Consider the following 25,017-nt stretch of genomic DNA (forward strand, 5'->3'; position numbering starts at 1 on the left):
CCCAGACAGCAAGGGGAAAAGGGTGGAGGAGATCGACAAACAGACAACCAGCGCCTATGGGGGGACGGGGGGGGGGGGGGGGGTAGGGTGGGCGGGCGCCCCGGCCGGCCCCCCCGCGTCACAGTGCTGTTTCCGTGCGCCACCCGAGGTTCCGTGGCTGACCGTCACCTCCGTACTCTGTGGTGCCGAGGAACGGGGCAGGGAACGTGGATCAGTCACAGGGAACGGGCGCGGGCGCGGGCACGACCGCAGGGGCGGGCTCTGGGCCGGGTGCCGGCTCAGGGGCAGGCTCCTCAGGGGCCGGTACGGACGGAAGTCCGGGACCGGGTACGGGCAACGGCGCCGGCCTGGTGCTCGCCGGGCGCTACCGCCTCGCCGAGTCCATCGGCGCCGGCGGCATGGGCAAGGTCTGGCGCGCACACGACGAGGTCCTGCACCGGACCGTCGCCGTCAAGGAGTTGACCGCGGGACGCTATGTGTCCGAGGCCGACCGCGCCGTACTGCACCAGCGCACCCAGAAGGAGGCGCGGGCCGCGGCCCGTATCACCCACCCCGGCGTGGTCACGGTCCACGATGTCCTGGACCACGACGGCCGCCCCTGGATCGTCATGCAGTACGTCGACGGCCCCTCCCTCGCCGACACCGCGAAGCGGACCGGCCCGGTCCACTACCGCGAGGCCGCCAGGATCGGGATCGAGGTGCTCGGCGCCCTGCGCGCCGCCCACGCCGCCGGGGTGCTGCACCGCGATGTGAAGCCGGGCAATGTCCTGCTCGCACGCGACGGCCGGGTGTTGCTCACGGACTTCGGTATCGCCGCGATAGAGGGCGATGCGACGATCACCAGAACCGGTGAACTCGTCGGCTCCATCGACTATCTGGCGCCCGAGCGGGTACGGGGCGCCGACCCCGGCCCCGCCTCCGACCTGTGGTCACTGGGCGCGACGCTCTACTCGGCGGTGGAGGGCACCTCGCCGTTCCGCCGCACCTCACCGCTCACCACCATGCAGGCCGTGGTCGCGGAGGAACCGCCCCACCCCGCCCAGGCCGGCCCGCTGGCGCCGGTGATCGCCGCGCTGCTGTGCAAGGACCCGGCGGCGCGGCCCGGGGTGACCGAGACCGAGCGGATGCTGCGCGCGGTGCTGGAGGGGCGGCGGCCCGACGAGGCGCAGGCGTACGTACCGACGCAGGCCGTGCCGTACGGCGAGCGGGCGTCGGCCACCGCGCAACTGCCCCCGTCCGCGCACATACCCGCCCCGGCACCCGTCACCGCTCCGGCATTCGCCACCGCTCCGGCATTCGCCACCGCTCCGCAGCCCGGGAGCACCGTCCCCGGGAGCACCGTCCCGGGCCGTCCCGGCCGCCGCCGTCGCTGGCGTACGACCGTTGTGGCCGTCGTCGCCGCGGCGGTCCTCGGCGGCGGTGCCGGCTTCGCCGCACTGAAGTGGGGCGGGGACGGCGGCACCGACGGCTCGCGGAACGGGGGCGCCTCGAACGGACAGGCGGCGGACGGCGGTACGGACCAGAGCAGCGGTACGGAGCAGAGCGGGACCCCGGACGGCACCACCTCGGAGGGCGCGGCCGACGGCTCCGTAACCGACGGCTGGGTACGTGTCGACGCCCCCGAGGGCTTCAGCCTCAGCGTCCCGCCCGGCTGGGAGCGTCAGATGGAGGGCGACCAGATCGACTTCACCCCGGACAACGGCCGCCATCTCATCAGGATCAGCATCGCCCCGCCCGACTTCGAGAACCCGTATCTGCACATGCTGAACATGGAGAAGACGCTCCAGGGGCTGCCGGAGTACACGCGGATCAAACTCGGGCCGGACACCTTCCGCGACCAGACGAACGCCGCGCTCTGGGAGTTCACCTGGACCGAGGCGGAGGGACAGGGGCACCCGGGCCCGCGCCACGCGATCGACCAGATCTATTACTCGGACGACAACAGCACCGAGTATGCGATCTATATGTCCGGTCCTGAGGAAGACTGGGCCACGACGCGGAAGCAGTTCGACGCCGTGCTGCGGAGCTGGCAGCCGCCGGGCGGCGATTCCGCCCAGTGAGCGGAAGGGGACGGTATTGCCCGACGACCGGCAGCCCGCGGACAGCGGTCGGCCCATGGACGATCCCGACGATCCCATGGACGGCCGGCAGTCTCCGGACAGTCAGCACGCTTCATCCAGTCAGCAGATCAACCAGCGGATCAACCAGCAGGTCGGCCAACAGGCCGGTCAGCAGACCGGTCAGCGGATCAATCAGCAGGTCGATCGGCAGGCCGGTCAGCACGCCTCGGACCATGCCACCCGCCTGATCGCCGGGCGCTACCGGCTGGGCAGCAGGCTCGGCCGCGGCGGCATGGGCACCGTATGGCGCGCCGACGACGAACTCCTCGGCCGGCGCGTGGCCGTCAAGGAACTCCACGCCGCGCACGACGGCGAAGGCGCCGCGACGCTGCGCGAGGCCCGTGCCGTCGCCCGGGTCAAACATCCGCATGTGGTCGTCGTCCATGACGTCGTCGTGGAGGAGGACGGCCGCCCGTACATCGTCATGGAGCTGGTCGAGGGCGGTTCGCTCGCCGACCTGCTCTCGGCCCGGGGTCCGGTCGGCCCGGCCGAGGCGGCGCGGATCGGGCTCGCGCTGCTGGGCGCGCTGCGCGCCGCGCACGGCCTCGGGGTGCTGCACCGCGATCTCAAACCCGCCAATGTGCTGCTGGAGGAGGGCACCGGGCGGGTCGTACTGACCGACTTCGGGATCGCCCGTCTGGTGGGCGCCACCACGATCACCGATCCGGGTTCGTTCGTGGGCTCGCCCGAGTACACCGCGCCCGAGCGGGTACTGGACGGCGATGTCGCGGGACCGGCCTCCGACCTCTGGTCGCTCGGCGCGCTGCTGTGCGCGACGCTGAGCGGCGAATCGCCCTTTCACCGCGACTCCTTGGCCGGGGTGCTGCACGCGGTGGTGGAGGCCGAGATCCGGCCGCCGGAGGCCGCCGGGCCGCTGCTGCCCGTCGTACGTGGGCTGCTGAAGCGGGATCCGGCGAGCAGGATGGACGCGGCGGAGGCGGAACGGCTGCTGCGCGCGTACGTTGCCACCGTCACGCACCCGGAGTCCGAGCCGCAATTCCCGCAGACCCCGCAATCCCCACAGGCTCAGCAACATCAGCAACATCGGCAGCCCCAGCGGCCCCAGAGGTCCTGGCAACACCAGCGATCCCTTCCGTCTCTGAAGTCGCGGAAGTCCCTGAAGTCCATGATGTCCCTGAAGTCGCGCCCGGCCCCGGCCCCGGAGCCTCAGCCTCACCGCCCGCCCGACACCTTCACCCCCGGCGTATCCGCCGCCCCGCGCGTCCGCCGCCGTACCGCCCTCGTCGCCTGCGCGGTGGTCGCCGTGCTGGCCGGCGGCGCCGTATCGGTCCTGCTGCTCAGGGAAGGCGGCGGCCAGGTGGACCGTACGGACGGGCGCCCCGGCCGTACCACCGCCTCAGGCGCCGGTACGGGCCCGGCCCCCGGCAGCACCCCGCCGGTCAGCACGGTACGGACGCCCGCTGCTCCGCCCGCCCCCATCGGCTATCGCATCGTCAACGATCCGATGGGCTTCACCCTTGCCGTCCCCGACGGCTTCACGCGCTCCCACGACGGCAAACGGATCTTCTACATGTCGGCGGACGGCGCGTTCCGGATCGGCATCCGCGTCCGCGGCCCGGTCCCCGGCGGTCCGCTCGCCGCCATGCGCCGCTCCGACGCCGACGGCCCCGACACCAACCCCGGCTACCACGACGGCAGTGTCACCGCCACCACCCACAACGGATTCCCGGCCGCGCTCTGGGAGTTCACCTGGAACGGCTTCTCGCCGGAGGAGGGCGAGCGCCACACCTTCGACCTCTGCTGGGGCCAGGACGGACGGCTGTACGACGTGTGGGTCTCGGCTCCGCTGGGCCGGCTCGACACGGCGCGGGCGTACTTCGACACCGCCCTCGACTCCTTCGTACCGCCGCCGGCGGGCATCCCGCTGCCCAGTCCGGTGCGCTGAGCGCCGTGCACACCGCGCCGCGCACACCGCGCCGCGCACCGCGCGCTGTCACGGCTGCACTGTCACGGCTGTGCATCTGCTCCGCTTCCGCGGTGGCGACGGCGATCACTGTTCGTAAGGATGTGGGCATGACGAACAACGGGGGACGGGCGAACGAGCCGACCAGTTACGAACTCCAGCCGCCGAACGCCCAGCCGAACGCCCAGCCGAATGCCCCGCGGATCCCGCCGCAGAGTGCAGGCCCCGGCGACGCCGCGGGCCCGGGCCACACCGCCGGCCCCGGGCACACCGTGGCCGACCCGGCCGTCGGTCGGCTGCTCGGCGGCCGGTACCGGCTGGTCTCCCGCCTCGGGCACGGCGGCATGGGTACGGTCTGGCGCGCGCACGACGAGGTCGTGGACCGGGACGTTGCGGTCAAGGAGCCGCGCGTTCCCGACCACTTGAGCGAACGCGACCGTGACCGCGTCTATCTGCGGATGCAGCGCGAGGCCCGCTCCGCCGCCCGGATCGACCACCCCGCCGTCGTCACCATGCACGATGTCGTGATCGAGGACGACAAGCCGTGGATCGTGATGGAGCTGGTGCGCGGCCAGTCGCTCGCCGACCGGCTCCAGGAGGGCACCCTCGACCCGCGCGAGGCCGCCCGTATCGGACTCGACGTACTGGACGGACTCACCGCCGCCCACGAACAGGGCGTGCTGCATCGCGACGTCAAGCCGGACAACGTCCTGCTGGGCCGCGGCGGCCGGGTCGTGCTGAGCGATTTCGGCATCGCGCAGACCGAGGGCGAGCAGGGGCTGACGGAGACCGGTTCGTTCGTCGGCTCGCCCGAGTTCATCGCGCCCGAACGCGTGCTGGGCCAGCGGCCGGGGCCCGAGTCGGACCTGTGGTCGCTGGGTGTGGTGCTGTACGCGGCGGTGGAGGGCATGTCCCCGTACCGCCGCTCCAATGTCCCCGCCACCCTCCAGGCCGTACTCTCCGCGGAACCGCAGATGCCCGCCCGCGGGTCCGGGCCGTTCGGCACGCTGGTGATGCAGTTGCTGCGCAAGGACCCGGCGGCGCGGCCGGACCCGGCGGAGATACGGGCGGTCCTGGACTCGGTGGCCCGGCCGCCGCACCCCGCGCTCGCCGCGACCCTGCTGTCCGGGGACTCCGGCGCGGGCAGGCAGACCGGTGCCGCCGCCTGGGTGCCGCCCGTGCTGTACGGGAGCCGCGCGGCGCGGTACGGATTCGGCGGCGGGGTGCTCGCGGTGGCGCTGGCCCTGTTCCTGATCCTCGCCAGGCCGTTCGCCGGCGCCGAACTGCCCGAGGGCTGGGGCATCCGCCCGGAGAACGAGATCCTCGGCGCGAAGGTCGGCGTCCCCGACGAGTACAAGCGCGCCCAGACCATCAGCGACACCGGCGTCACCTACCGCGACCCCAGCGGTGTCTTCCTCATCTACCTGGAGCGGGTCCAGCGGGCCACGGACAACGCCGACGACGTCCTGGCGCCGGAGGCGAACGTCTGGAAGTCGCACTACGAGCGCGGCGGCGACAACGGTACGGAGATCAAGGACGCCGAGGTCACCACCAAGAACGTCGAACACCAGGGCCGTCCCGGCTTCGAGACGGTCGTCGACTACACGGCATACGGCGATTCGGACGACGATCCGATCCGCTACCGCTGGCACGAACTCGTCATCCCCGGCGAGAACGATGTCTATCTGCGGCTGCGGGTCGCGATGCCCGCGGAGGGCGCGGCGGTGACGGACGGCGAGGAGCTGTACGGGAACGTGGTCGAGCACCTCGACATCGAGCAGACGTAGGCCTTGTCCGGCTGCTCAGGGGGCGGTGAGGGTCTCAGTGAGGGGTCGGTGAAAAGGTGTTACCGACGGGTACCCAAAGTCCGGCACGCGGCCTACCCTCGGCCCCATGACGGACTCGCAGGCCCCCGCCGCCCACTCCGGCAGCGCCCCTGACCCGGAGGGCACCCCCGGCAGCCCGGGCATCTCCGGCACCGACCGCGCCCCCGGCACCGGCTCCGCCCGCGGCACCAACCCGGTGGCCGCCGCCCCCGCCCGTGCGCGGACCGCTGCCGATGTGGTCACCCCCGAGGTGGTCGCCCAGCTCACGCACGGGGTCACCGGCTCCGGCCGTACCGCCAACCACGCCCCCTTCACCGGGGAGAAGCTGGCCGACCTGCCCGAGTCCACCCCCGAGGACGTCGCCGCCGCCTTCGAGCGGGCCCGTACCGCCCAGCCCGGCTGGGCCGCCGTCCCCGTAAGACAGCGGGCCGCCGTCCTGCTCCGCTTCCACGATCTTGTCCTGGCCCGCCAGGCCGAGATCCTCGATCTGATCCAGCTCGAAACCGGCAAGGCCCGCTCGCACGCCCACGAAGAGCTCCAGGGCGTCGCCGTCGCCGCCCGCCACTACGGGCGCTCGGCCCCCTCGTATCTGCGGCCGAAGCGCCACATCGGCGCCGTACCGGCCCTCACCAAGGTCACCGAACTGCGCCAGCCGCGCGGGGTCGTCGGCCAGATCGCGCCCTGGAACTACCCGTTCGAGCTGTCCGTCAGCGACGCCCTGCCCGCGCTGGCCGCCGGCAACGCCGTGGTGATGAAGCCCGACACCCAGACCGCCCTCACCGCGCTCTGGGGCCGTGACCTGCTGGTCGAGGCGGGGCTGCCGCCCGAGGTGCTCCAGGTGGTCCTCGGCGAGGGCCCGGTGATCGGCCCCGAGATCGTCCGGCACGCCGACTACGTGTCCTTCACCGGCTCGACCCGTACCGGCCGCGAGGTCGCGAAGAGCGCGGCGGACCGGCTCGTCGGCGTCTCGCTCGAACTGGGCGGCAAGAACGCCATGCTGGTCCTCAAGGACGCCGAGGTCGAGAAGGCGGCGGCGGGCGCCGTGCGTGCCTGTTTCTCCTCCGCCGGGCAACTGTGCATCTCCATCGAGCGGCTGTACGTCCACGAGTCGGTGGCCGACGCCTTCCTCGCGCGGTTCGCCGCCCGTACGAAGGCGATGCGGCTCGGCAACTCCCTCGCGTACGGCGCGGACATGGGCTCCCTCGCGGGCGAACGCCAGCTCTCCACGGTCGTACGCCATGTCGAGGAGGCCGTCGCCAAGGGCGCCACGGTTCTCGCGGGCGGCACCGCGCGCCCCGACATCGGACCGTACTTCTACGAGCCGACGATTCTCGAAGGCGTCGAGGCGCCGATGGCGGTGTGTACGGAGGAGACCTTCGGTCCTGTTGTGTCCGTCTACCGGTTCAGCGACGAGGACGAGGTGATCCGCCTCGCCAACGCCACGCCGTACGGCCTCAACGCCAGCGTCTGGACCAGGGACTCGGCCCGTGGCCACGCGGTCGCGGCCCGGCTGCGGGCGGGCACGGTCAACATCAACGAGGGGTACGCGGCGGCGTACGGCAGCGCGCGGTCGCCGATGGGCGGCATGAAGGACTCGGGGCTGGGCCGGCGGCACGGCGCCGAGGGCATCCTCAAATACACCGAGGCCCAGACCGTCGCGCAGCAGCGGCTCCTGCCCATGGCGCCGTCCTTCGGGATGGACGACGAGAAGTACGCGGCCCTGATGAGCCGCGGTCTGCGGGCGATGAAGGCTCTGCGGCTGCGGTAGCCGCGGCGGTTCCCGACGAGGAGAGCGAGCGCGCCAGTGGCACAGGACGACGCCCGGGACGGCGGCGGCTTCGGCGGCGGCCTCGATGACGGCCTCGATGACGACCGCGCCCATGACTGCGCGTGCGACGACGCCTACGACTACGACGTGATCGTCGTCGGCTCCGGCTTCGGCGGCTCTGTCTCCGCGCTGCGGCTGACCGAGAAGGGCTACCGCGTCGGCGTCCTGGAAGCCGGCCGCCGCTTCACCCCCGAGACCCTCCCCAAGAACTCCTGGGACATCAGGAACTACCTCTGGGCCCCGGCCCTCGGCCTCTACGGCATCCAGCGCGTCCACCTGCTCGGGCATGTGATGGTGCTGGCGGGCGCCGGGGTCGGCGGCGGCTCGCTCAACTACGCCAACACCCTGTACGTACCGCCCGCCGCGTTCTTCGAGGACCCCCAGTGGGCCGCCATCACCGACTGGGAACGGGAGTTGAGGCCGTACTACGACCAGGCGCGGCGGATGCTCGGCGTACGGCTCAACCCGACCATGACCCCCTCGGACGTGCATCTCAGGGCGGCGGCCGAGGCGATGGGCGCAGGTGACAGCTTCCACCTGGCGCCGGTGGGGGTGTTCTTCGGGGACGGCGAGGACGCCGACGGCGCCTCAAAGGCCCGGCCGGGTACGGCCGTCGACGATCCGTACTTCGGAGGCGCCGGCCCCGCCCGCCGGGCCTGCACCGAGTGCGGCGAGTGCATGACGGGCTGCCGGCACGGCGCCAAGAACACCCTCACCGAGAACTACCTTCATCTCGCCGAGCGCGCGGGGGCGGTCATCCACCCGATGACCACGGTGATCGCGGTGGAGGAGGACCCGGCGGGCGGCCACCGTGTCACCACCGTCCCCACCAACGCCCGCCGCAGGGGCCGGAGGCAGAGGCGCCCGACCGTTCTGCGCACCCGCCATGTGGTGCTCGCGGCCGGTACGTACGGTACGCAGACCCTGCTGCACACCATGCGCGACCGGGGCCTGCTGCCGCGGATCCCGGCGAGGCTGGGCGAGCTGACCCGTACCAACTCCGAGGCCCTGGTGGGCGCGCAGACCGACGACCGGCGCTACCGCAGGCGGTACGGCGCCGCCGCCCGGGCCGACTTCACCCGGGGCGTCGCCATCACCTCCTCGGTCCACCCCAACGACTCGACCCATATCGAGCCGGTGCGCTACGGCAGGGGCTCGAACGCGATGGGCGCGCTGTCCACCCTCCAAGTGCCGCTGAGCGACCGGCGGATACGGGCCTGGCTCGCGAACGCCGTGATGCACCCCGTACAGCTCCTCCGTTCGCTCTCCAACCGCCGCTGGTCGGAGCGGACCATCATCGGCCTGGTGATGCAGTCGCTGGACAACTCGCTGACCACGTACCGCCGGACGGGCGGCCCGGGCAAGGGGCTGCTCACCGCCCGGCAGGGGCACGGCGCGCCCAACCCGAAGCAGATACCGGAGGCGACGCGGGCCGCCACGCTTCTCGCCGAGGAGATCAACGGCTTCGCGGGCAGCAATGTGGGCGAGCTGATGGGCACCCCGCTGACCGCGCACTTCCTGGGCGGCTGTGTGATCGGGGCATCGGCGGAGGAGGGCGTGATCGACCCGTACCACCGGCTGTACGGGCACCCCGGGATCTCCGTCGTCGACGGCTCGGCGATCTCGGCGAACCTGGGCGTCAACCCGTCGCTGACGATCACCGCTCAGGCCGAGCGCGCGATGGCCTTCTGGCCGAACAAGGGCGAGCCGGATCCCCGTCCGGAGCAGGGCGTGGCGTATGCAAGGACCGAACCGGTGGCGCCGAGGTCCCCGGCGGTCCCGGCGGAGGCGTTCGGCGCGCTGAGACTGCCGTTCCTGGGGATACCGGCGGTGCCGCCGAAGGAGCCGGGGGCGGGTGCCTGAACCCGGGATTCCGGGCGGGAGGCACGCTGAGGCGCTGCACCCCCCTCCGAGTGCAGCGCCGTCGTGGGCCCTGCCAGGCACGGAAGTCACTGGTGGGGCCGCTCTTCACGCAAACAAGACCCGCGGCGCGCGTAGATGGTTGCGGCCGACTTCACGAAATCTTTAAGTGGTCTGCGTCACAGGGAGGGCGGGGTGACGGGGGTGGCACGAGGGCGCGCGGGACAGAAGGGGCACGAGGGGCGCGGGGGGCGTCCGGAGAGGGGGCGAAAGACCGGGGCGGCCGGGTCCGGGCGTCCCCGGAGCCGACCGCCGTTGGGTGACCGGGCTGCTGTCCCCTGCCTGCCGGTCACGAGCGCCGGGACGAGGTCCCACGACGTATCTGCGGTACGTCGCACGCCCCGGCGGAGCCACGCGTGGTGCTCTCTTCTCTGCGAGCCCGCCCCTGGGTGGCACGGACGCCTGGTCCAACGAAGCCCCTCCGGACCCGGTCACGCGCCGTACGGGTGAGAGCGGGCCCGAACTCAGATGCGGCCCCGGCTCAGCTCCAGCAGCGTCATCGCCAGCGCCGTGCCCGGCTTGCCGAGGGCGTCCCGGTAGCGGCTGAGGATCTCCATCTCGCGGGAGAGGCTGATCCGGCGGCCCCCGGAGCCGATCCGGGCGTCCTGGATGACGGCCGAGACGGCCATCCGTTCCTGGACGAGACCGATGATCCGGTCGTCCAGCGCGTCGATGCGCTCCCGCGCGTCGCCGATCAGCGCGGCGGGCGTGGAGGTCGAGTCAGGAGTGGGGCTGGTCTGCATCGTGAGGTCCTTGTCGGGGGAGTGCGCGCCCCGCGGGTCCTGCCGGCCCAGACACGACAGACGCCCCGGGCCTTGTCGGCCCGGGGCGCCTGGGAAGTCGCTTGTCAGTTCAAGCAGCACGACCATGGCAGCCGGACGGGCCGGTGCCATAGGTAAAGACGAAGGTGAGCTGCTCGCGCATGCGACCAGTATGGACCGGGCGCCACCGCGCGGGACACGGGGGTTCGGATGGTGAGACGTACCGCTCGTGCGACGTACCGCGTGTCTGTGCGGCGTCAGACGTACCGCGGTCCCGCGCGGCGTCGCTTGTCCACAGCGGATGCCGGTTGTCCACAGAGGATCTGGGGCATCGGCCCTCCCCGGTAGAATCGAGACAATCACTCCCGCTCGTGTTCACCGCCGGAAGGCCGCCCCGTGCCAGCAGCGCCCCCCGCCGCCCCCGATGTCGTCCTCGTTGTCGACTTCGGTGCGCAGTACGCCCAGCTCATCGCCCGTCGCGTCCGGGAGGCCCGGGTCTACAGCGAGATCGTCCCGTCCACGATGCCCGTGGCCGAGATGCTGGCGAGAAACCCGAAGGCGATCATCCTCTCCGGCGGCCCGTCCTCCGTGTACGCGGAGAAGGCCCCCAGCGTGGACCGCGCGCTCTTCGAGGCCGGTGTCCCGGTCTTCGGGATGTGCTACGGCTTCCAGCTCATGGCCACCGCGCTCGGCGGCACCGTCGACAACACCGGGGCGCGTGAGTACGGCCGTACCCCGCTGCATGTCTCCAAGACCGGCTCCACGCTCTTCGAGGGCACCCCGGCCGAGCAGGCGGTCTGGATGTCCCACGGCGACGCCTGTTCCGCCGCGCCCGCCGGCTTCACCGTCACCGCGTCCACGGACGTCGTACCCGTGGCGGCCTTCGAGAACGACGAGAAGAGGCTGTACGGAGTCCAGCACCACCCCGAGGTGATGCACTCCACCCACGGCCAGCAGGTCCTGGAGCACTTCCTGTACCGGGGCGCCGGCATCGAGCCGACCTGGACCACCGCCAATGTGCTGGACGAACAGATCGCCCTGGTCCGGGAGCAGGTCGGCACCAAGCGCGCCATCTGCGGACTGTCGGGCGGTGTGGACTCGGCCGTGGCCGCCGCGCTGGTCCAGCGGGCCATCGGCTCCCAGCTCACCTGTGTGTATGTCGACCACGGGCTGATGCGCAAGGGCGAGACCGAGCAGGTCGAGAAGGACTTCGTCGCCGCCACGGGCGTGCAGCTCAAGGTCGTCGACGCGCAGGAGCGCTTCCTTACCGCGCTCGCCGGGGTCTCCGACCCCGAGCAGAAGCGGAAGATCATCGGCCGTGAGTTCATCCGGGTCTTCGAGCAGGCCCAGGCCGAGATCGTCGCCGAGGCGGGCGCCGAGGGCGAGGACGTCGCGTTCCTGGTGCAGGGCACGCTCTATCCGGACGTCGTCGAGTCCGGCGGCGGCACCGGCACCGCCAACATCAAGTCCCACCACAATGTCGGCGGGCTCCCCGACGACATCGAGTTCCAGCTCGTCGAGCCGCTGCGCAAGCTGTTCAAGGACGAGGTCAGGATGGTCGGCCAGGAGCTGGGCCTCCCGGACGAGATCGTCCACCGCCAGCCCTTCCCAGGACCCGGCCTCGGGATCCGGATCGTCGGCGAGGTCACGCGCGAGCGGCTCGACCTGCTGCGCGAGGCGGACGCGATCGCCCGCGAGGAGCTGACCGCCGCCGGTCTCGACCGGGACATCTGGCAGTGCCCGGTGGTCCTGCTCGCGGATGTACGGTCCGTCGGCGTCCAGGGCGACGGACGGACGTACGGGCATCCGATCGTGCTGCGGCCCGTCTCGTCCGAGGACGCGATGACCGCGGACTGGACGCGGATGCCGTACGACGTGCTGGCCCGGATCTCCACGCGGATCACCAACGAGGTCGCGGACGTCAACCGCGTGGTCCTCGATGTGACGAGCAAGCCGCCGGGCACGATCGAGTGGGAGTGACCGCGGGCGGGAAGTGACGCCGGGCGGGAATGACATCCGACGGCCGGGGCCGGTTCTCGGGTCCTGGGGCCGGAGAGTCCGACGGGGCCGGTTGAGCCGGTGGCCGGTGACGCCGGGGGCCGGTGGTGCCGATGGTGCGCGTGAGTCAACACCGTAACCGTGTTCTCACCCGCCGCGACCGGGGCGACTGCGTACGGACCTCACTCCGTACGGCACAATTCCCAGACGGTGCAAGGAAGTTCACGGGCAGTCGGGGCGGGGAAGGCGGCAGACGGCGTGGCGGTGCAAGTGGCGCGAGAGGGTACGCACGGCGGGGGCTGCACGTGCGGTGACTGCCCGCACGGAGCGCGCGAGGGGCACCGGCGAGCCGTGGCCGCGTTCCTGGAGAAACGGGACGAACTGGCCGCGGGCCAGGGCCTGCCCGCCGCGGTCGCCTACTCCGCGAGCGCCTCCCGCCAGTGGGTCTCCGACGAACTCACCCAGTCCGCGCGGGCGGTGGCCGAGCGCAGCCGCGCGGCGGGCGACGCCTGGCTCCACGCGGTCTGGCGGCACACCCTGTTCGTGGTGGGCGGCGCCGTCGTGGCACTCGCGCTGGCGCAGTCCGTGACCGCGATCGGGGCCGGCTGGAGCGCCGCCCGTACGGCAGGGCTGGTCGCCGCGCTCGTCGTCGGAGCCCTGCTGACCGTCGCGGCCAGGCTCCACCGGGCCCGCGGCGGGCTGCTCGCGCCGCTGATCGGCGAGGACAACCGGCTGTCCACCTCGCGGACCGTCGCCTCCTCCTGGGTGCTGATGGTCGTCTTCTCCGTGCTCGTGCTGGCCCTCCAGCTCGCGGGCGCCTCCGGGCACCAGAGGCGTGACGAGCTGATCGCCGGGCTCGATCTGGCCCGGGGCGCCGGCATGGTGACCGTCCTGGCCGTGGTCTGTGCCATCGCCGTGGTCGTACGCCGGGTGGTGGCCGTACGGGTCCTGTCCCAGCGGCTCCAGAAGGTACGGGCGGAGCGCCCGCGGCTGGCCGATCTGCTCTGCGACGACGGCGGGCGCGGCAGCTTCACCGATGTCCAGTACGTCGTGGTGAACGCCGTCGCCCTGCTGTTCTCCGCCGTACGCCTCGCCCGGCGGCCCGAGCAACTCCCCGATCTGCCCTGGGCGCTGGCCCTCCTGGTCGCCGTCTCCGCCGCCACCTACTTCACCGGCAAGTACGCCGAGGGCGGCCGGCCCCTCGTCCTGTCGGTGGTACGGGCCAGGGAGGCGGGCGATCTGGACGCCCCCATCCGTACCGGCGACGACATCGAGATCCGCGGCGCGGGTTTCGTACCGCCCGGCGCGGGCACCCCGGACCGGCTGGCCCGGATGGTCGTCCGGATCGGCTCCGTCCATGTCCATGTCCCCCTGGTGCCGGTCCCCGGCGGCTTCGCCAACCCGTCGGACACCTGCCTCACCGTGCCCGTCCCGGTGGATGTGGAACCGGGCTCGGTGGAGGTGCAGGTCGTCACGGCGGCGGGCGTCGAGACCAACCGTGTGATCGTCGAGGTCATGGACTGAGGCCCCCCGGCCATTGACCGCGGCCATCCCCCGGTCATCGTTCCCCGTCCCTTGGCCCTTCCTCTTGAAGCCGGGCCGGGACCGTGGTCCCCTGCCAGGACTGAGCGCCCGGCACGTCTGCTGCGTATGCATGGGCGAGGGGCCGCGTGGGCATACGCTCCCGCGGCAGCGGTGTGGGACAGGGGAGAGGCGGACGGGCGATGACGTATGGCTACCGGACGGACAACTACGGGCAGCTCGGCGGTGAGCGCCGGGGCTGGCGGGAGAACGCAGGCCGCTACGCGCTGCTTCCCTTGCGGATATTCCTGGGCGTCACCTTCATCTACGCGGGAATCGACAAGCTGACCCAGGGCGGCTTCTTCGCGTCGACCGGCACGGGATCGGTCGGCGAGATGATGCGGGCGGTCAGAGACAGCTCGGCCATCCCCGCGCTGGTCGACCTCGCGCTCAAGAACCCCGCCGGGTTCGGCTACGCCATCGCCATCGGCGAACTCGCCGTGGGCCTGGGCACCCTCTTCGGAGTGCTGGCCCGGCTCGCCGCCTTCGGCGGTGCCGTGATCTCCCTGAGCCTCTGGCTGACCGTGAGCTGGCAGAGCGATCCGTACTACTACGGCAATGACCTCGCCTATCTGATGGCGTGGCTGCCGCTGGTGCTCGCCGGTGCCCCGGTGTTCTCGCTCGACTCCGCGATGGCCGGCCGACGGCGGAGTATGTAGCGGCGTATGAGGTAGTCCGCCGCGGCCACCCACATGGCCAGGAACAGGCCGCCGAACACCACAGGGAACACCGCGTACCACGGGGTGTGCCAGGAGCCCGCCGCGTCGCCTCCGTACGCGGCGGCCGCGGCCAGCACCGACAGTCCCGCCACCAGCCGGCCGGGACGGATCTCATGGCGCATCTCATGACGTGGCACGGGTCACCTCCACCTGTCCCAGACCGACTTCGAGCTTCAGATCGAGCGTGCCGGCCGGGGCCGAGCCCGCGCGCGGGGTGAGCGTGCGCTGCCGCGACTGGTCCGGCGCGATGTCCACATCGTTCGGCGGGTCCCCGGGCAGCCGCACATCACCGAGCCCCGCCTGGGCCCGCAGCTTCACCGTCACCCCCTGCGGTACGACCACCTTGAGCTGCCCGGCGCCCACCTCGGCCGACGTGCTGACCGTACGGCCCCTGGGCACCGTGAGCCGGGTCAGGTCGAGCGTGCCGACGCCGGAGCCCAGTTCGTACCGTGGCTTCACCGAAGCGGCAGAGACGGGTATCCAGTGCTGGCGGCCCCACTCCGTGGTGATGTTCTTCGGCACGGCCGTCGCGCCCGCGAGCAGCGCGGCGGTGACCATGGTCAGGAAGATCGTCCCTATCCCCGTACGGCCCAGGAAGGCGCTGACCGCGAGGCCGAGCCCGAAGACCGCGAGCGCGGCGGTCAGGCCCATCTGGAGGCTCGTGCCGAACGGCCGGCTCTGCCAGGACAGCCCCGTGCCGAGACCGCCCGCCATCAGCGCGAGCAGCAGCACAGTGCCACCGATCCCGCGCGGCCCCGGGGGGCGGGCCTGCCGCTCCTGAGCGCTCCTGCCCATGTGGTGCCAGAGCCCCATGTGGTGCCAGGGCCCCATGTGATGCCACGGCTGCCAGCGCCTGTCCGTACCGGCTTCGGTGTCCTCAGGTCCCCAGAGATAGGTCTGCGCGGAGGCCGGGCCCGTGGTGCCGTCCTTGACTATCGGATCGCGCCACCACGAGTGCAGGCCCGGGATCGGCGGCGCCATGGTCTCCGGCGGCGCCTCCGCCACCGCCTGCGCCGTCGCCGGGTCCAGCACGCTGCCATGGGGCGCGGCGGCGCGGCGGCGCTGCGACCACACGGCGGAGCCCACGACGGCCGTCGACAGCATCGCGGCGAAGCCCAGGGTGCCGTCATTGCCCAGCATCGACAGGAACAGCGCGCAGCCGATCAGCGCGAGCAGCACGGCGATCAGCGAAGCGCCGTCGACACGCCCCGAAAGCAGCCTGCGGGCTTCGTTCTCCTCCTGGCCCTCCTGCGGGATCAGCAGCCAGGCGAAGCCGTAGAAGATCAGCCCTATCCCGCCGGTGACCGAGAGCACCCCGATGACGATCCGGAAGATCACCGGATCCACATCGCAGTACCGCCCGAGCCCTCCGCACACGCCCGCGATCACCTTCTGGCGCTGACTGCGCTGAAGCTGCGGCGCCGCGGCGTCCACCGAGCCCGCGCCGGAAGTGCCGGAAGTGCCGGAAGTCCCCGCGTCGCCGACGCCGGTGGTGCCCGCGCCGCCCGTGCCGGAAGTGCCCGCGGCAGTGGCACCCGCGGCGGAGGCGTCCGATGAGGACGGCTCGGCGGCGGGCGGCGCGGTGCGCGGGTCGGGAGGCGACTGGGCCGACGGCTGGGTCATACGTCCATGGTGACGGCCCGGATCCCGTGCCTCCAGCCGTTCCGACCCTGGGCTCTCCCTGATATCGACCCGGGCGGCGACCTCAGGGATCACGGACGTTTGCGGTCCGGTCGTTCCGGAGGGACGAGCCGTTCGTCCTCCCGGCGGGGGACGGGTCAACGACGCGCATCAGGGTCGCCTCAGGGACCCGACCCTGATGTACCCCCGCACCGCGCCATGTGACTATCGAAGGCATGCCAGCCGCCCCGTCCCGCCCTGCCGCGCCTTCCGCGTCCTCTTCCTATCGCGCCCCCGTGCCGGACGAGCAGCCGACGCGCAAGCTGTACCGCAGCGCGGACGGCCGGCTGCTCGGCGGTGTGGCGCGCGGACTCGCCGGCCATCTCGGGCTGCCGGTCGTCTGGGTGCGGCTGGTCTTCCTCGGCCTCTTCATGGCACAGGGCCTGGGCGCCCTGCTGTACGCCGTCTTCTGGATCGTCGTACCGCTCGGTGTCGGCGGCACGGCGGTCGAACCCCGCTCCCTGTTCGAGATCAGCCCCGACGGCAGACGCAGGCTTCGCAAGCCCGACAAGGGCCAGATCTTCGCGCTGATCGCGCTGGTGATCGGCGCAGGCATCTTCGTCGGCAACGTCAATCTCGGCCGCAGCCACGCCGACCGCTACATCTGGCCGCTGCTGCTGATAGGCGCCGGCGTCGTCCTGGTGTGGCGTCAGGCCGACAACGCGCGCCGGGCCCGCTGGACCGAGGTCGGCCGCCGCCGCCGGCTCTTCCAGCTCGCGCGCACCCTCGCCGGTGTCGCCCTGGTCGGCCTCGGCCTCGCCGTGTTCATGGTGGTGCGCGGCTCGGCCGCCCAGTTCGGCAACGTACTGACCGGGGCCATCGCCGTCGTCGCCGGAGTCGCCCTGCTCGCCGGGCCCTGGCTCGTACGGATGACCCAGGACCTGTCCGAGGAGCGGCTGATGCGCATCCGCGCGCAGGAGCGCGCCGAGGTCGCCGCCCATGTCCATGACTCCGTGCTGCACACCCTCACCCTGATCCAGCGCAGCGCCGACGACGGCGGCGAGGTCCGCCGGCTCGCCCGCGCCCAGGAGCGCGAGCTGCGGGCCTGGCTCTACAAGCCGGAGGGCCGCGGCAAGGACGAGGAGGACGAGCCGGCCACCCTCGCCGAGGCCGTGAAGCGGACGGCGGCCGAGGTGGAGGACCACCACGGAGCGCCGATCGAGGTCGTGGTCGTCGGCGACTGCCCGCTCGACGAGAAACTGGCGGCACAGATGCAGGCCGCGCGCGAGGCAATGGTCAACGCCGCCAAGTACGGTGGCGATGGGGGCGCGGTACAGGTCTTCGCGGAGGTGGAGGGCCGTACGGTCTTCCTCTCCGTACGGGACCGCGGCCCCGGGTTCGACCTGGACGCCGTACCGTCGGACCGGATGGGCGTACGGGAGTCGATCATCGGCCGGATGCAGCGCAACGGCGGGACGGCCAGACTGCGTTCGGTGCCCGGCGGCGGCACGGAGGTCGAGCTGGAGATGGAACGGGCGGACGGATGACCCGTGGCATCCCGCCGCGCGCCGGGGTCGTGCCCGCGAGGACCGGCCGGACAGGGCTCGGACACGGCCCAGGACCGAATGACGAGGACGAGGGGCAGAGACCATGAGCGAGGGCGTAGGGGCCAACGGCAGTCCGGCGGACAGCGGCGGGACCCCGGCCGGGGACGGCCGTCGTGTACGGGTCGTGCTCGTCGACGACCACCGGATGTTCCGTACGGGAGTACAGGCGGAGATCGGCCGCACCGAACAGACCGGTGTCGAGGTCGTCGGTGAGGCGGCCGATGTGGACCAGGCGGTGACCGTGATCACGGCGACCCGCCCCGAGGTCGTCCTGCTCGACGTCCATCTGCCGGGCGGCGGCGGGGTCGAGGTACTGCGGCGCTGCGCGCCGATGATGGCGGCGCCGGAGAATCCGGTGCGGTTCCTGGCCCTGTCGGTCTCCGACGCGGCCGAGGATGTCATCGGCGTGATCAGGGGCGGTGCCCGCGGCTATGTGACCAAGACGATCACCGGCACGGATCTGGTCGACTCGATCTTCCGGGTGCAGGAGGGCGACGCGGTGTTCTCGCCGCGGCTCGCCGGGTTCGTCCTCGACGCCTTCGCGTCGACGGACGCGCCGCCGGTGGACGAGGACCTGGACCGGCTCACCCAGCGGGAGCGCGAGGTGCTGCGGCTGATCGCGCGGGGATACGCGTACAAGGAGATCGCCAAACAGCTTTTCATCTCGGTGAAGACCGTGGAGTCGCATGTCTCGGCGGTCCTGAGGAAGCTCCAGCTCTCCAACCGGCACGAGCTGACGCGCTGGGCGACGGCCCGCAGACTGGTCTGAGGCGCTGCTTCCGGGGCTGAGGTGGCGGCCTAGGAGCAGCGCCACTGGGTGATGTACGTCCGGTTCCGGTGCTCCATCAGACCGCGGATGCACTCGCCCGGCGCGGTGTCGAGCGTACGGGCCAGCTCGGCGCGGCCGTGCCGGGTGTGCCGCGTCCCGAACCACCCCGGGAACGCCACGATCCGGTCGTCCTTGCGCTGATAGCCGAGGCGTACGGCGGTGCCCGGCCGGTCCGCGTGCTGGACGTACCGTGTGATGAACCGGCCCGCACCGCCGATCGGGCCCTCGATGCAGAGCCGGCCGCCGGAGAGATCGCCGCAGCCCTTGGGCGTGACACCGACCGGCGCCAGTACGAAGAGCGCGCCGAAGGTGAGGACCGACGCTCTGACGGCGGTGGCTCGTCTCACGGCTTCCCTTTCGCGGCCGACGGCGTACTGCTGCTCATCGTGGCGCGAAGGTGGGGAAGCGGCACCCCGGAGTGGTCCGTACCGGTTACGAGGCCGGTGTCCGGGGCCGGGGCCGGGCTCGGGGCAGATCCGAGCAGCCTTTTCAGGCAGGCCGCGTCGCGCCCGCGAACGGCATCTCGTCGACCGGTGCCATCCGCACCGCCGAGCCCGGGCGCGGCGCGTGGATCATCTGCCCGCCGCCCACATAGATGCCGACATGGCTGACACCGGAGAAGAAGAACACCAGATCGCCGGGCGCGAGCCGGTCGCGCGCCACCCGCCGCCCCGCGCCGATCTGCGTGTAGGTGGTACGGGGCAGGGCGACACCGGCGGCGCGCCAGGCCGCCTGCGTCAGCCCCGAGCAGTCGAACGCGCCGGGCCCGGTCGCGCCCCAGGCGTACGGCTTGCCGATCGCCCCGTACGCGTACGCCACGGCCGCCGCGGCGCGCGAGTCCGGCGCGAGGAGCGCGCCCCGGGCCGTCGCACGCCCCGCGCGGGCGGCGTACGCGGCGTACGCGCCGTTCCCGGACCAGTACGCGCCGTTCCCGGCCTCCTCCGCGTACCGGGCGCGCTCCGCCGCCGTGAGCCGGTCCAGGAGCGCGTGCGCGGAGTCGAGCTTCTCCCGGACGGTGGCCTTGTGCCGGGCCAGCTCCGCCCGGCGGGCCTCGAACTCTCCGAGCCGCCCGTCGGCGCGGCTGCGGAGCTGGGCGATCGACGCGAGTTCCTTGCGGATCCCGGTGACCATGGTGGCCTGCCGGGCCCCGGCCCGTTCGGCGAGCCCCGCGCGCTCCAGGAACTCGTCGGGCCCGGAGCTGAGGGCGAGCTGTACGGCGGGGTCGAGGCCGCCCGTACCCCCGCGGTACTGCGCGGCGGCGACCGAACCGAGCGCGTTGCGCGCGGCGTTAAGCCGGCCCGTCCTGCGGGTGGCCTCGTCCCGCAGCTCCGTCAGCGAGTCACGGGCCTCGTCCGCCTTCTCCTTCGCCCCGTTGTACCGCTCCGTCGCCGCCTCGGCCTCCTCGTACAGGCCGTCGATCTTCGCCCTGACCTGTGCGGGGGTGAGCCGGGGCTCCCCGTGCGCGGGGGTGGCCGCGCCGGCGGTCGCGGCGCCGGCGATGGCCAGGGTGGCGGCGGTACGGCCGGTCGGGCCGGTGAGCCGGCGCTGCTTGCGTTTTCGGTGCGCTGCCACGGGGGCGTCCACTTCCTCACGTCCGTACGGTCGGGCGGTACGAGTCGGCCGCCTGGAGAGGGACGCTAGGGCGAGAGGTCACAGCCCGGTGACGGCAAGGCCGCTATTGGCCGGAGCTGAAACTTCCGGACCGCTTTGTGACCGGACGGGCCCCGGCGGAACAGTGCCCTTCCGGTCCGACCCGGCCGATAGGGAAACAAAGCCCCACCTCACCCCGAAGAGGTGATATGAGCCCGGCTAGTCTCACGCTATGGACGTACTCATCAATGTCTTCGTCGCCCTGCACATCATCGGCATAGCGTCGCTGCTCGGCGGCTTTCTGACCCAGATGAAGTCGATGAGCGCCGGCACGGCGCGGTTCAGCCCGGCGATGCTGCACGGGGCGCTGACGATGCTGGTCACGGGCGTCGCCCTGGTGGGCCTCAATCAGGCCGACGACAACCCCGTGAACAACATCAAGATCGGGATCAAGCTGGCGGTCCTGGTCGTGATCCTGGGCGTGGTCTATGTGAAGCGGGACGAGGAGACCGCGCCGAAGGGCCTGTTCGGCGCGGTCGGCGGTCTGACGCTCGCCAATATCTTCATCGCCACGCTCTGGACCTGACCGGCGCTCCGGCCCGGGCCCCCGGGCCTTGTCAGGCCGGGCGGACGCTCCCGTAGATGGGCATGTAGTAGATCGATTCCTCGCGGACGTTCGCGCCCGGCTTGGGGGCGTGGATCATCATGCCGTCGCCTATGTAGATGCCGACATGGCTGATGTCGTCGTAGAAGAAGACCAGATCGCCGGGGAGCAGATCCCCGGTCGAAACGCGCGTGCCGGCCTCCACCTGCTCCCAGGTGGTACGGGGCAGCTGTACGCCCGCCTCGCGCCAGGCGGCCTGGGTCAGGCCGGAGCAGTCGTACGAACTGGGTCCCGAGGCGCCCCAGACGTACGGCTTGCCTATCTGCGCGCGTGCGAAGGCGAGGACCTTGGCGGCCTTGGTGGCGTAACTGCCGCCGGCGGTCCCGGAACCGGTGCCCGTGCCCGTACCGGTGCTCGTACCAGGGCTGGTGTCCGTGCCAGTGCCCGTGCCCGTGTCCGTACCGGCCGAAGGCGGCTCCGCGGCCTGCTGCTGCTCGCGCAGCCGCTCGGCCTCCGCCTTCGCGCGGGCCTCCTCCTTGGCCTTCGCCTCGGCCTTTCTGCGGGCCTCTTCCTCCTTCTTGCGCTCCAGCGCCGCCAGCCGCTCCTGTTCCTCGGCGGTCAGCCGCGACAGCAGCGCACGGGCCGCTCCGAGCTTCTTCTGTACGTTCTCCTTGCTGGTCCGCAAGGCGGCCTGCGACGCGGTCAGCGACTCCAGGCTCTTCGCCGCCTGCGCCCGCTCCTTGGCCGCCGCGGCCTGCTGCGCCTGGTAGTCGGCGAGGACACCGCGCTGACGGTCCGCCAGCCGGTCCATCATCTGCGTCTGCTCGAAGTACGCCTGCGGGCTGTCGGCGAACAGCAGGGCGGCGGTCTGGCCGAGCCCGCCCTCGCGGTACTGCGCGGACGCGAAGCCTCCGAGCGTACGGCGGGCCTCGTTCAGCTTGTCCGCGCGCTTGGCGACCTCGTCCAGCACCCGGCCGACCGTGCGCTTCTGCTTCTCCGTGGCCTCTTTGGCCTTGTTGTACTGCTGCGTCGCGCCACCGGCCTGGCGGTACAGGTCGTCGACCTTCTTCTGCACCTCTTCGACCGACGGCCTGGGCTCGGTGGGAGCGGCGTTCGCGCTCTGCGTCGAGAGCAGCGTGACCGAAGCGAGGGCGGCCGTCGTGAGACCGACCGCGGGGGAGTTGGTGCGTACTCCGCTACGGGTGCGCGACTTGCGATGCGACGCCAAGGCCAGCATCTCCTTCCGTCGAACTTCCTTCTGGAATGTCCGATTTCAGCAAAGGTCGCCCGCTCGGCGCGGATCGCCTTGGGGGGTTCGGGCTGCCTGAGCGAGCACGCTAGCCAAACTGTGGTCCTCATGTGAAGGTCGATGGGCGATATGCCCGATACATTTTCGTGACCATTTGCTTATGTGATGCGAGACGGTCGCTGCAAAGGGTCGAACGGGGGTCGCGAGGGCATTTTCGTCACCTTGTGTGATCAAGTGATCGCCGCACTCCTGGATGCCAGGAGTCTTTCCAAGGCGGGCGCGGGCTGTCAGTGCGGCGGAATAGACTCGGAAAGCGATGAGCAGCCTCTTTGACGACAACTTCCTGGCGGACCTCCAGCCCTCCGGCGACGAGCCCCCGCCGCCGCCCGAGGACCACGACGAGCACGCCCAGGAGGCGGTGCCCGACGACCTCTTCGAGGGTGCGTACGACATGCCCCCGGCGCGCGACGCGTACCACCGCGACGGCTCCCCGCGGACCGTCGTGGACCCCGCCGCGCTGCTCGAAGGGCTGAACGAGGAGCAGCGCGCGGCCGTCACGCACACGGGATCGCCCCTGCTCATCGTGGCCGGAGCCGGCTCCGGCAAGACCCGGGTCCTCACCCACCGGATCGCGCATCTGCTGGGCACCCGCAGTGTCCACCCCGGCCAGATACTGGCGATCACCTTCACCAACAAGGCCGCCGGGGAGATGAAGGAGCGGGTCGAGCAGCTCGTCGGCCCGCGCGCCGGGGCAATGTGGGTGATGACCTTCCACAGCGCCTGCGTCCGCATCCTGCGCCGCGAGTCGAAGAGGCTCGGCTTCACCTCGTCGTTCTCGATCTACGACGCCGCCGACTCCAAGCGGCTGATGGCCCTGGTCTGCCGCGATCTGGACCTCGACCCCAAGCGCTATCCGCCGAAGTCCTTCAGCGCCAAGATCTCGAATCTGAAGAACGAGCTGATCGACGAGGAGACGTACGCGGGACAGGCCGCCGACGGCTTCGAGAAGACGCTCGCCGAGGCCTACCGGATGTACCAGGCGCGGCTGCGCGAGGCCAACGCGCTGGACTTTGACGACATCATCATGACCACCGTCCATCTGCTCCAGGCGTTCCCGGATGTGGCCGAGCACTACAGGCGGCGCTTCCGCCATGTGCTGGTGGATGAGTACCAGGACACGAACCACGCCCAGTACACGCTCGTACGTGAGCTGGTGGGCCCGTCCGGCGAGGACCACGACCCGGCCGAGCTGTGTGTCGTCGGCGACGCCGACCAGTCGATCTACGCCTTCCGGGGCGCCACTATCCGTAACATCCTCCAGTTCGAGGAGGACTACCCGGACGCGACCACGATTTTGCTGGAGCAGAACTACCGCTCCACGCAGACGATTCTCAGCGCCGCCAACGCGGTCATCGAGCGCAATGAGAGCCGCCGTCCGAAGAACCTGTGGACAAAGGCCGGCGCCGGCGCCCGGATCACCGGCTATGTCGCGGACACGGAGCACGACGAGGCGCAGTTCGTCGCCGACGAGATCGACCGGCTGACGGACGCGGGCGAGGCCAAGGCGGGCGATGTCGCTGTCTTCTACCGTACGAACGCGCAGTCCCGTGTCTTCGAGGAGATCTTCATCCGGGTCGGCCTGCCCTACAAGGTCGTCGGCGGAGTGCGCTTCTACGAGCGCAAAGAAGTCCGCGATGTGCTGGCCTATCTGCGGGTCCTCGCCAACCCGGAGGACAATGTTCCGCTGCGCCGTATCCTCAACGTCCCCAAGCGCGGCATCGGGGACCGCGCGGAGGCCATGATCGACGCCCTCGCACAGCGGGAGCGGATCACATTCCCGCAGGCCCTGCGCCGGGTGGACGAGGCGTACGGCATGGCGGCACGCTCCGCCAACGCGGTCAAGCGCTTCAACACGCTGATGGAGGAGCTGAGTACGGTCGTCGAGTCGGGCGCCGGACCGGCGACGGTGCTGGAGGCCGTGCTCGAACGGACCGGCTATCTGGCGGAGTTGCAGGCCTCGACCGACCCGCAGGACGAGACCCGTATCGAGAACCTCCAGGAACTGGCCGCGGTGGCGCTGGAGTTCGAGCAGGAGCGCGCCCAGGCGGCAGCGGCGGCGGCCGACGACACGGGTGCGGCGGCGGCCCCGGCCGCGACGGGCACGCTCGCCGAATTCCTGGAGCAGGTGGCGCTTGTCGCCGACTCCGACCAGATCCCCGACGAGGACGAGGACGGCTCCGGTGTCATCACCCTGATGACGCTGCACACCGCCAAGGGCCTTGAGTTCCCCGTGGTGTTCCTGTCGGGCATGGAGGACGGCGTCTTCCCGCACATGCGCGCGCTGGGCCAGACCAAGGAGCTGGAGGAGGAGCGGCGGCTGGCGTATGTCGGCATCACCCGCGCCCGCGAGCGGCTCTATCTGACGCGGTCGTCGATGCGGAGCGCGTGGGGGCAGCCCGCGTACAACCCGCCGTCGCGGTTCCTGGAGGAGATCCCGGGCCAGCACCTGGAGTGGAAGCGGACCGGAGCGCAGATCCCGGCGGGGCCGACCACTTCGATCGCGTCCTCGCTGTCCGCGGCGGCGGGCGGGACGGGTTCCGGCTCGCGCTCGCGGTCCGGCGGTGCGGCGGGCTTCGCCACGCGGCGCATGACCGACAAGCCGGTGATCTCCCTGGCGGTCGGAGACCGCGTCACCCACGACCAGTTCGGCCTGGGCACGGTCATGGCGGTAACAGGCACGGGCGCGAACGCGCAGGCGACAGTGGATTTCGGCGACACCAAGCCCAAGCAACTGCTGCTGAGGTATGCGCCGGTGGAGAAGCTGTAGGGGGCGGGCGGGTC

Annotated in this window: 18 protein-coding genes; 12 read left to right on the top strand and 6 right to left on the bottom strand. The window is 71.7% G+C overall.

Translation table 11 applies throughout. The features are described from left to right. Window positions 1–350 precede the first annotated feature (350 nt). The 5 genes from ACFU9P_RS05920 to ACFU9P_RS05940 all read left to right on the top strand — a co-directional run bounded on the left by ACFU9P_RS05920 (window position 351) and on the right by ACFU9P_RS05940 (window position 9,561). The gene (locus ACFU9P_RS05920) at window positions 351–2,060 is read left to right on the top strand and encodes a serine/threonine-protein kinase (RefSeq protein WP_384078363.1); all 1,710 of its coding nucleotides are present in this window, start codon (window positions 351–353) and stop codon (window positions 2,058–2,060) included. Between the two features lie 55 nt (window positions 2,061–2,115). Next, complete coding sequence (locus tag ACFU9P_RS05925; protein WP_384077973.1) at window positions 2,116–4,026, top strand: protein kinase; 1,911 nt, start codon at window positions 2,116–2,118, stop codon at window positions 4,024–4,026. 128 nt (window positions 4,027–4,154) lie between these two features. Continuing rightward, window positions 4,155–5,831 carry a serine/threonine-protein kinase gene (locus ACFU9P_RS05930; RefSeq protein ID WP_384077974.1) on the top strand — a complete coding sequence of 559 codons (1,677 nt, stop codon included), beginning with the start codon at window positions 4,155–4,157 and terminating at the stop codon, window positions 5,829–5,831. A gap of 106 nt (window positions 5,832–5,937) precedes the next feature. Then, window positions 5,938–7,638, top strand: coding sequence for a succinic semialdehyde dehydrogenase (locus ACFU9P_RS05935; protein WP_384077975.1), 1,701 nt, complete (start codon window positions 5,938–5,940; stop codon window positions 7,636–7,638). 150 nt (window positions 7,639–7,788) lie between these two features. Next, the gene (locus ACFU9P_RS05940) at window positions 7,789–9,561 is read left to right on the top strand and encodes a GMC oxidoreductase (protein ID WP_384078364.1); all 1,773 of its coding nucleotides are present in this window, start codon (window positions 7,789–7,791) and stop codon (window positions 9,559–9,561) included. A 521-nt stretch (window positions 9,562–10,082) separates the two neighbouring features. Here the strand turns inward: ACFU9P_RS05940 and ACFU9P_RS05945 are convergent. Further along, window positions 10,083–10,361 (bottom strand): chorismate mutase, encoded by a 279-nt coding sequence (locus tag ACFU9P_RS05945; RefSeq protein WP_376380028.1) that lies wholly within the window; start codon window positions 10,359–10,361, stop codon window positions 10,083–10,085. A gap of 414 nt (window positions 10,362–10,775) precedes the next feature. Between ACFU9P_RS05945 and guaA the strand changes: the two genes are divergently transcribed. The 3 genes from guaA to ACFU9P_RS05960 all read left to right on the top strand — a co-directional run bounded on the left by guaA (window position 10,776) and on the right by ACFU9P_RS05960 (window position 14,617). Then, the gene (gene guaA / locus ACFU9P_RS05950) at window positions 10,776–12,359 is read left to right on the top strand and encodes a glutamine-hydrolyzing GMP synthase (RefSeq protein WP_384077976.1); all 1,584 of its coding nucleotides are present in this window, start codon (window positions 10,776–10,778) and stop codon (window positions 12,357–12,359) included. A gap of 276 nt (window positions 12,360–12,635) precedes the next feature. Next, window positions 12,636–13,901, top strand: a complete 1,266-nt coding sequence (locus tag ACFU9P_RS05955; RefSeq protein WP_376380022.1) for a hypothetical protein — start codon at window positions 12,636–12,638, stop codon at window positions 13,899–13,901. A gap of 200 nt (window positions 13,902–14,101) precedes the next feature. Beyond that, complete coding sequence (locus ACFU9P_RS05960; RefSeq protein ID WP_384077977.1) at window positions 14,102–14,617, top strand: DoxX family protein; 516 nt, start codon at window positions 14,102–14,104, stop codon at window positions 14,615–14,617. Here ACFU9P_RS05960 and ACFU9P_RS05965 read toward each other — a convergent pair. After that, window positions 14,527–14,814 carry a hypothetical protein gene (locus ACFU9P_RS05965; RefSeq protein ID WP_384077978.1) on the bottom strand — a complete coding sequence of 96 codons (288 nt, stop codon included), beginning with the start codon at window positions 14,812–14,814 and terminating at the stop codon, window positions 14,527–14,529. The genes ACFU9P_RS05960 and ACFU9P_RS05965 overlap by 91 nt on opposite strands. Continuing rightward, the gene (locus ACFU9P_RS05970) at window positions 14,801–16,300 is read right to left on the bottom strand and encodes a PspC domain-containing protein (protein WP_384077979.1); all 1,500 of its coding nucleotides are present in this window, start codon (window positions 16,298–16,300) and stop codon (window positions 14,801–14,803) included. Before ACFU9P_RS05970 ends, ACFU9P_RS05965 begins: the two co-directional genes overlap by 14 nt. Window positions 16,301–16,533: 233 nt before the next feature. Here ACFU9P_RS05970 and ACFU9P_RS05975 point away from each other — a divergent pair, with 233 nt between their 5' ends. Together ACFU9P_RS05975 and ACFU9P_RS05980 are read left to right on the top strand one after the other, a co-directional pair. Beyond that, the gene (locus ACFU9P_RS05975; RefSeq protein ID WP_384077980.1) at window positions 16,534–17,844 is read left to right on the top strand and encodes a PspC domain-containing protein; all 1,311 of its coding nucleotides are present in this window, start codon (window positions 16,534–16,536) and stop codon (window positions 17,842–17,844) included. Window positions 17,845–17,947: 103 nt separating this feature from the next. Beyond that, complete coding sequence (locus tag ACFU9P_RS05980; protein ID WP_376380008.1) at window positions 17,948–18,673, top strand: LuxR C-terminal-related transcriptional regulator; 726 nt, start codon at window positions 17,948–17,950, stop codon at window positions 18,671–18,673. Window positions 18,674–18,702: 29 nt separating this feature from the next. On the opposite strand, the gene ACFU9P_RS05985 is transcribed toward ACFU9P_RS05980, so the two are convergent. Both ACFU9P_RS05985 and ACFU9P_RS05990 read right to left on the bottom strand, forming a co-directional pair. Continuing rightward, on the bottom strand, window positions 18,703–19,080 hold the full coding sequence (locus ACFU9P_RS05985) for a hypothetical protein (protein WP_384077981.1): 378 nt from the start codon (window positions 19,078–19,080) through the stop codon (window positions 18,703–18,705). A 142-nt stretch (window positions 19,081–19,222) separates the two neighbouring features. Then, on the bottom strand, window positions 19,223–20,305 hold the full coding sequence (locus ACFU9P_RS05990) for an NlpC/P60 family protein (protein ID WP_384077982.1): 1,083 nt from the start codon (window positions 20,303–20,305) through the stop codon (window positions 19,223–19,225). A gap of 250 nt (window positions 20,306–20,555) precedes the next feature. Here ACFU9P_RS05990 and ACFU9P_RS05995 point away from each other — a divergent pair, with 250 nt between their 5' ends. Next, entirely contained in the window at window positions 20,556–20,909 is a 354-nt protein-coding gene (locus tag ACFU9P_RS05995; RefSeq protein WP_376380000.1) for a hypothetical protein, read from the top strand. A 31-nt stretch (window positions 20,910–20,940) separates the two neighbouring features. Here the strand turns inward: ACFU9P_RS05995 and ACFU9P_RS06000 are convergent, their stop codons facing one another. Then, on the bottom strand, window positions 20,941–22,155 hold the full coding sequence (locus ACFU9P_RS06000; RefSeq protein WP_376379997.1) for an NlpC/P60 family protein: 1,215 nt from the start codon (window positions 22,153–22,155) through the stop codon (window positions 20,941–20,943). A gap of 337 nt (window positions 22,156–22,492) precedes the next feature. On the opposite strand from ACFU9P_RS06000, the gene pcrA reads away from it, so the two are divergent. After that, a complete protein-coding gene (pcrA, locus tag ACFU9P_RS06005) occupies window positions 22,493–25,003 on the top strand; it encodes a DNA helicase PcrA (RefSeq protein WP_376379994.1) in 2,511 nt (836 codons plus the stop codon). Window positions 25,004–25,017 lie beyond the last annotated feature (14 nt).

The organism is Streptomyces sp. NPDC057617, from assembly GCF_042800555.1.
In the GTDB taxonomy this organism is placed as follows: Bacteria; Actinomycetota; Actinomycetes; order Streptomycetales; family Streptomycetaceae; genus Streptomyces.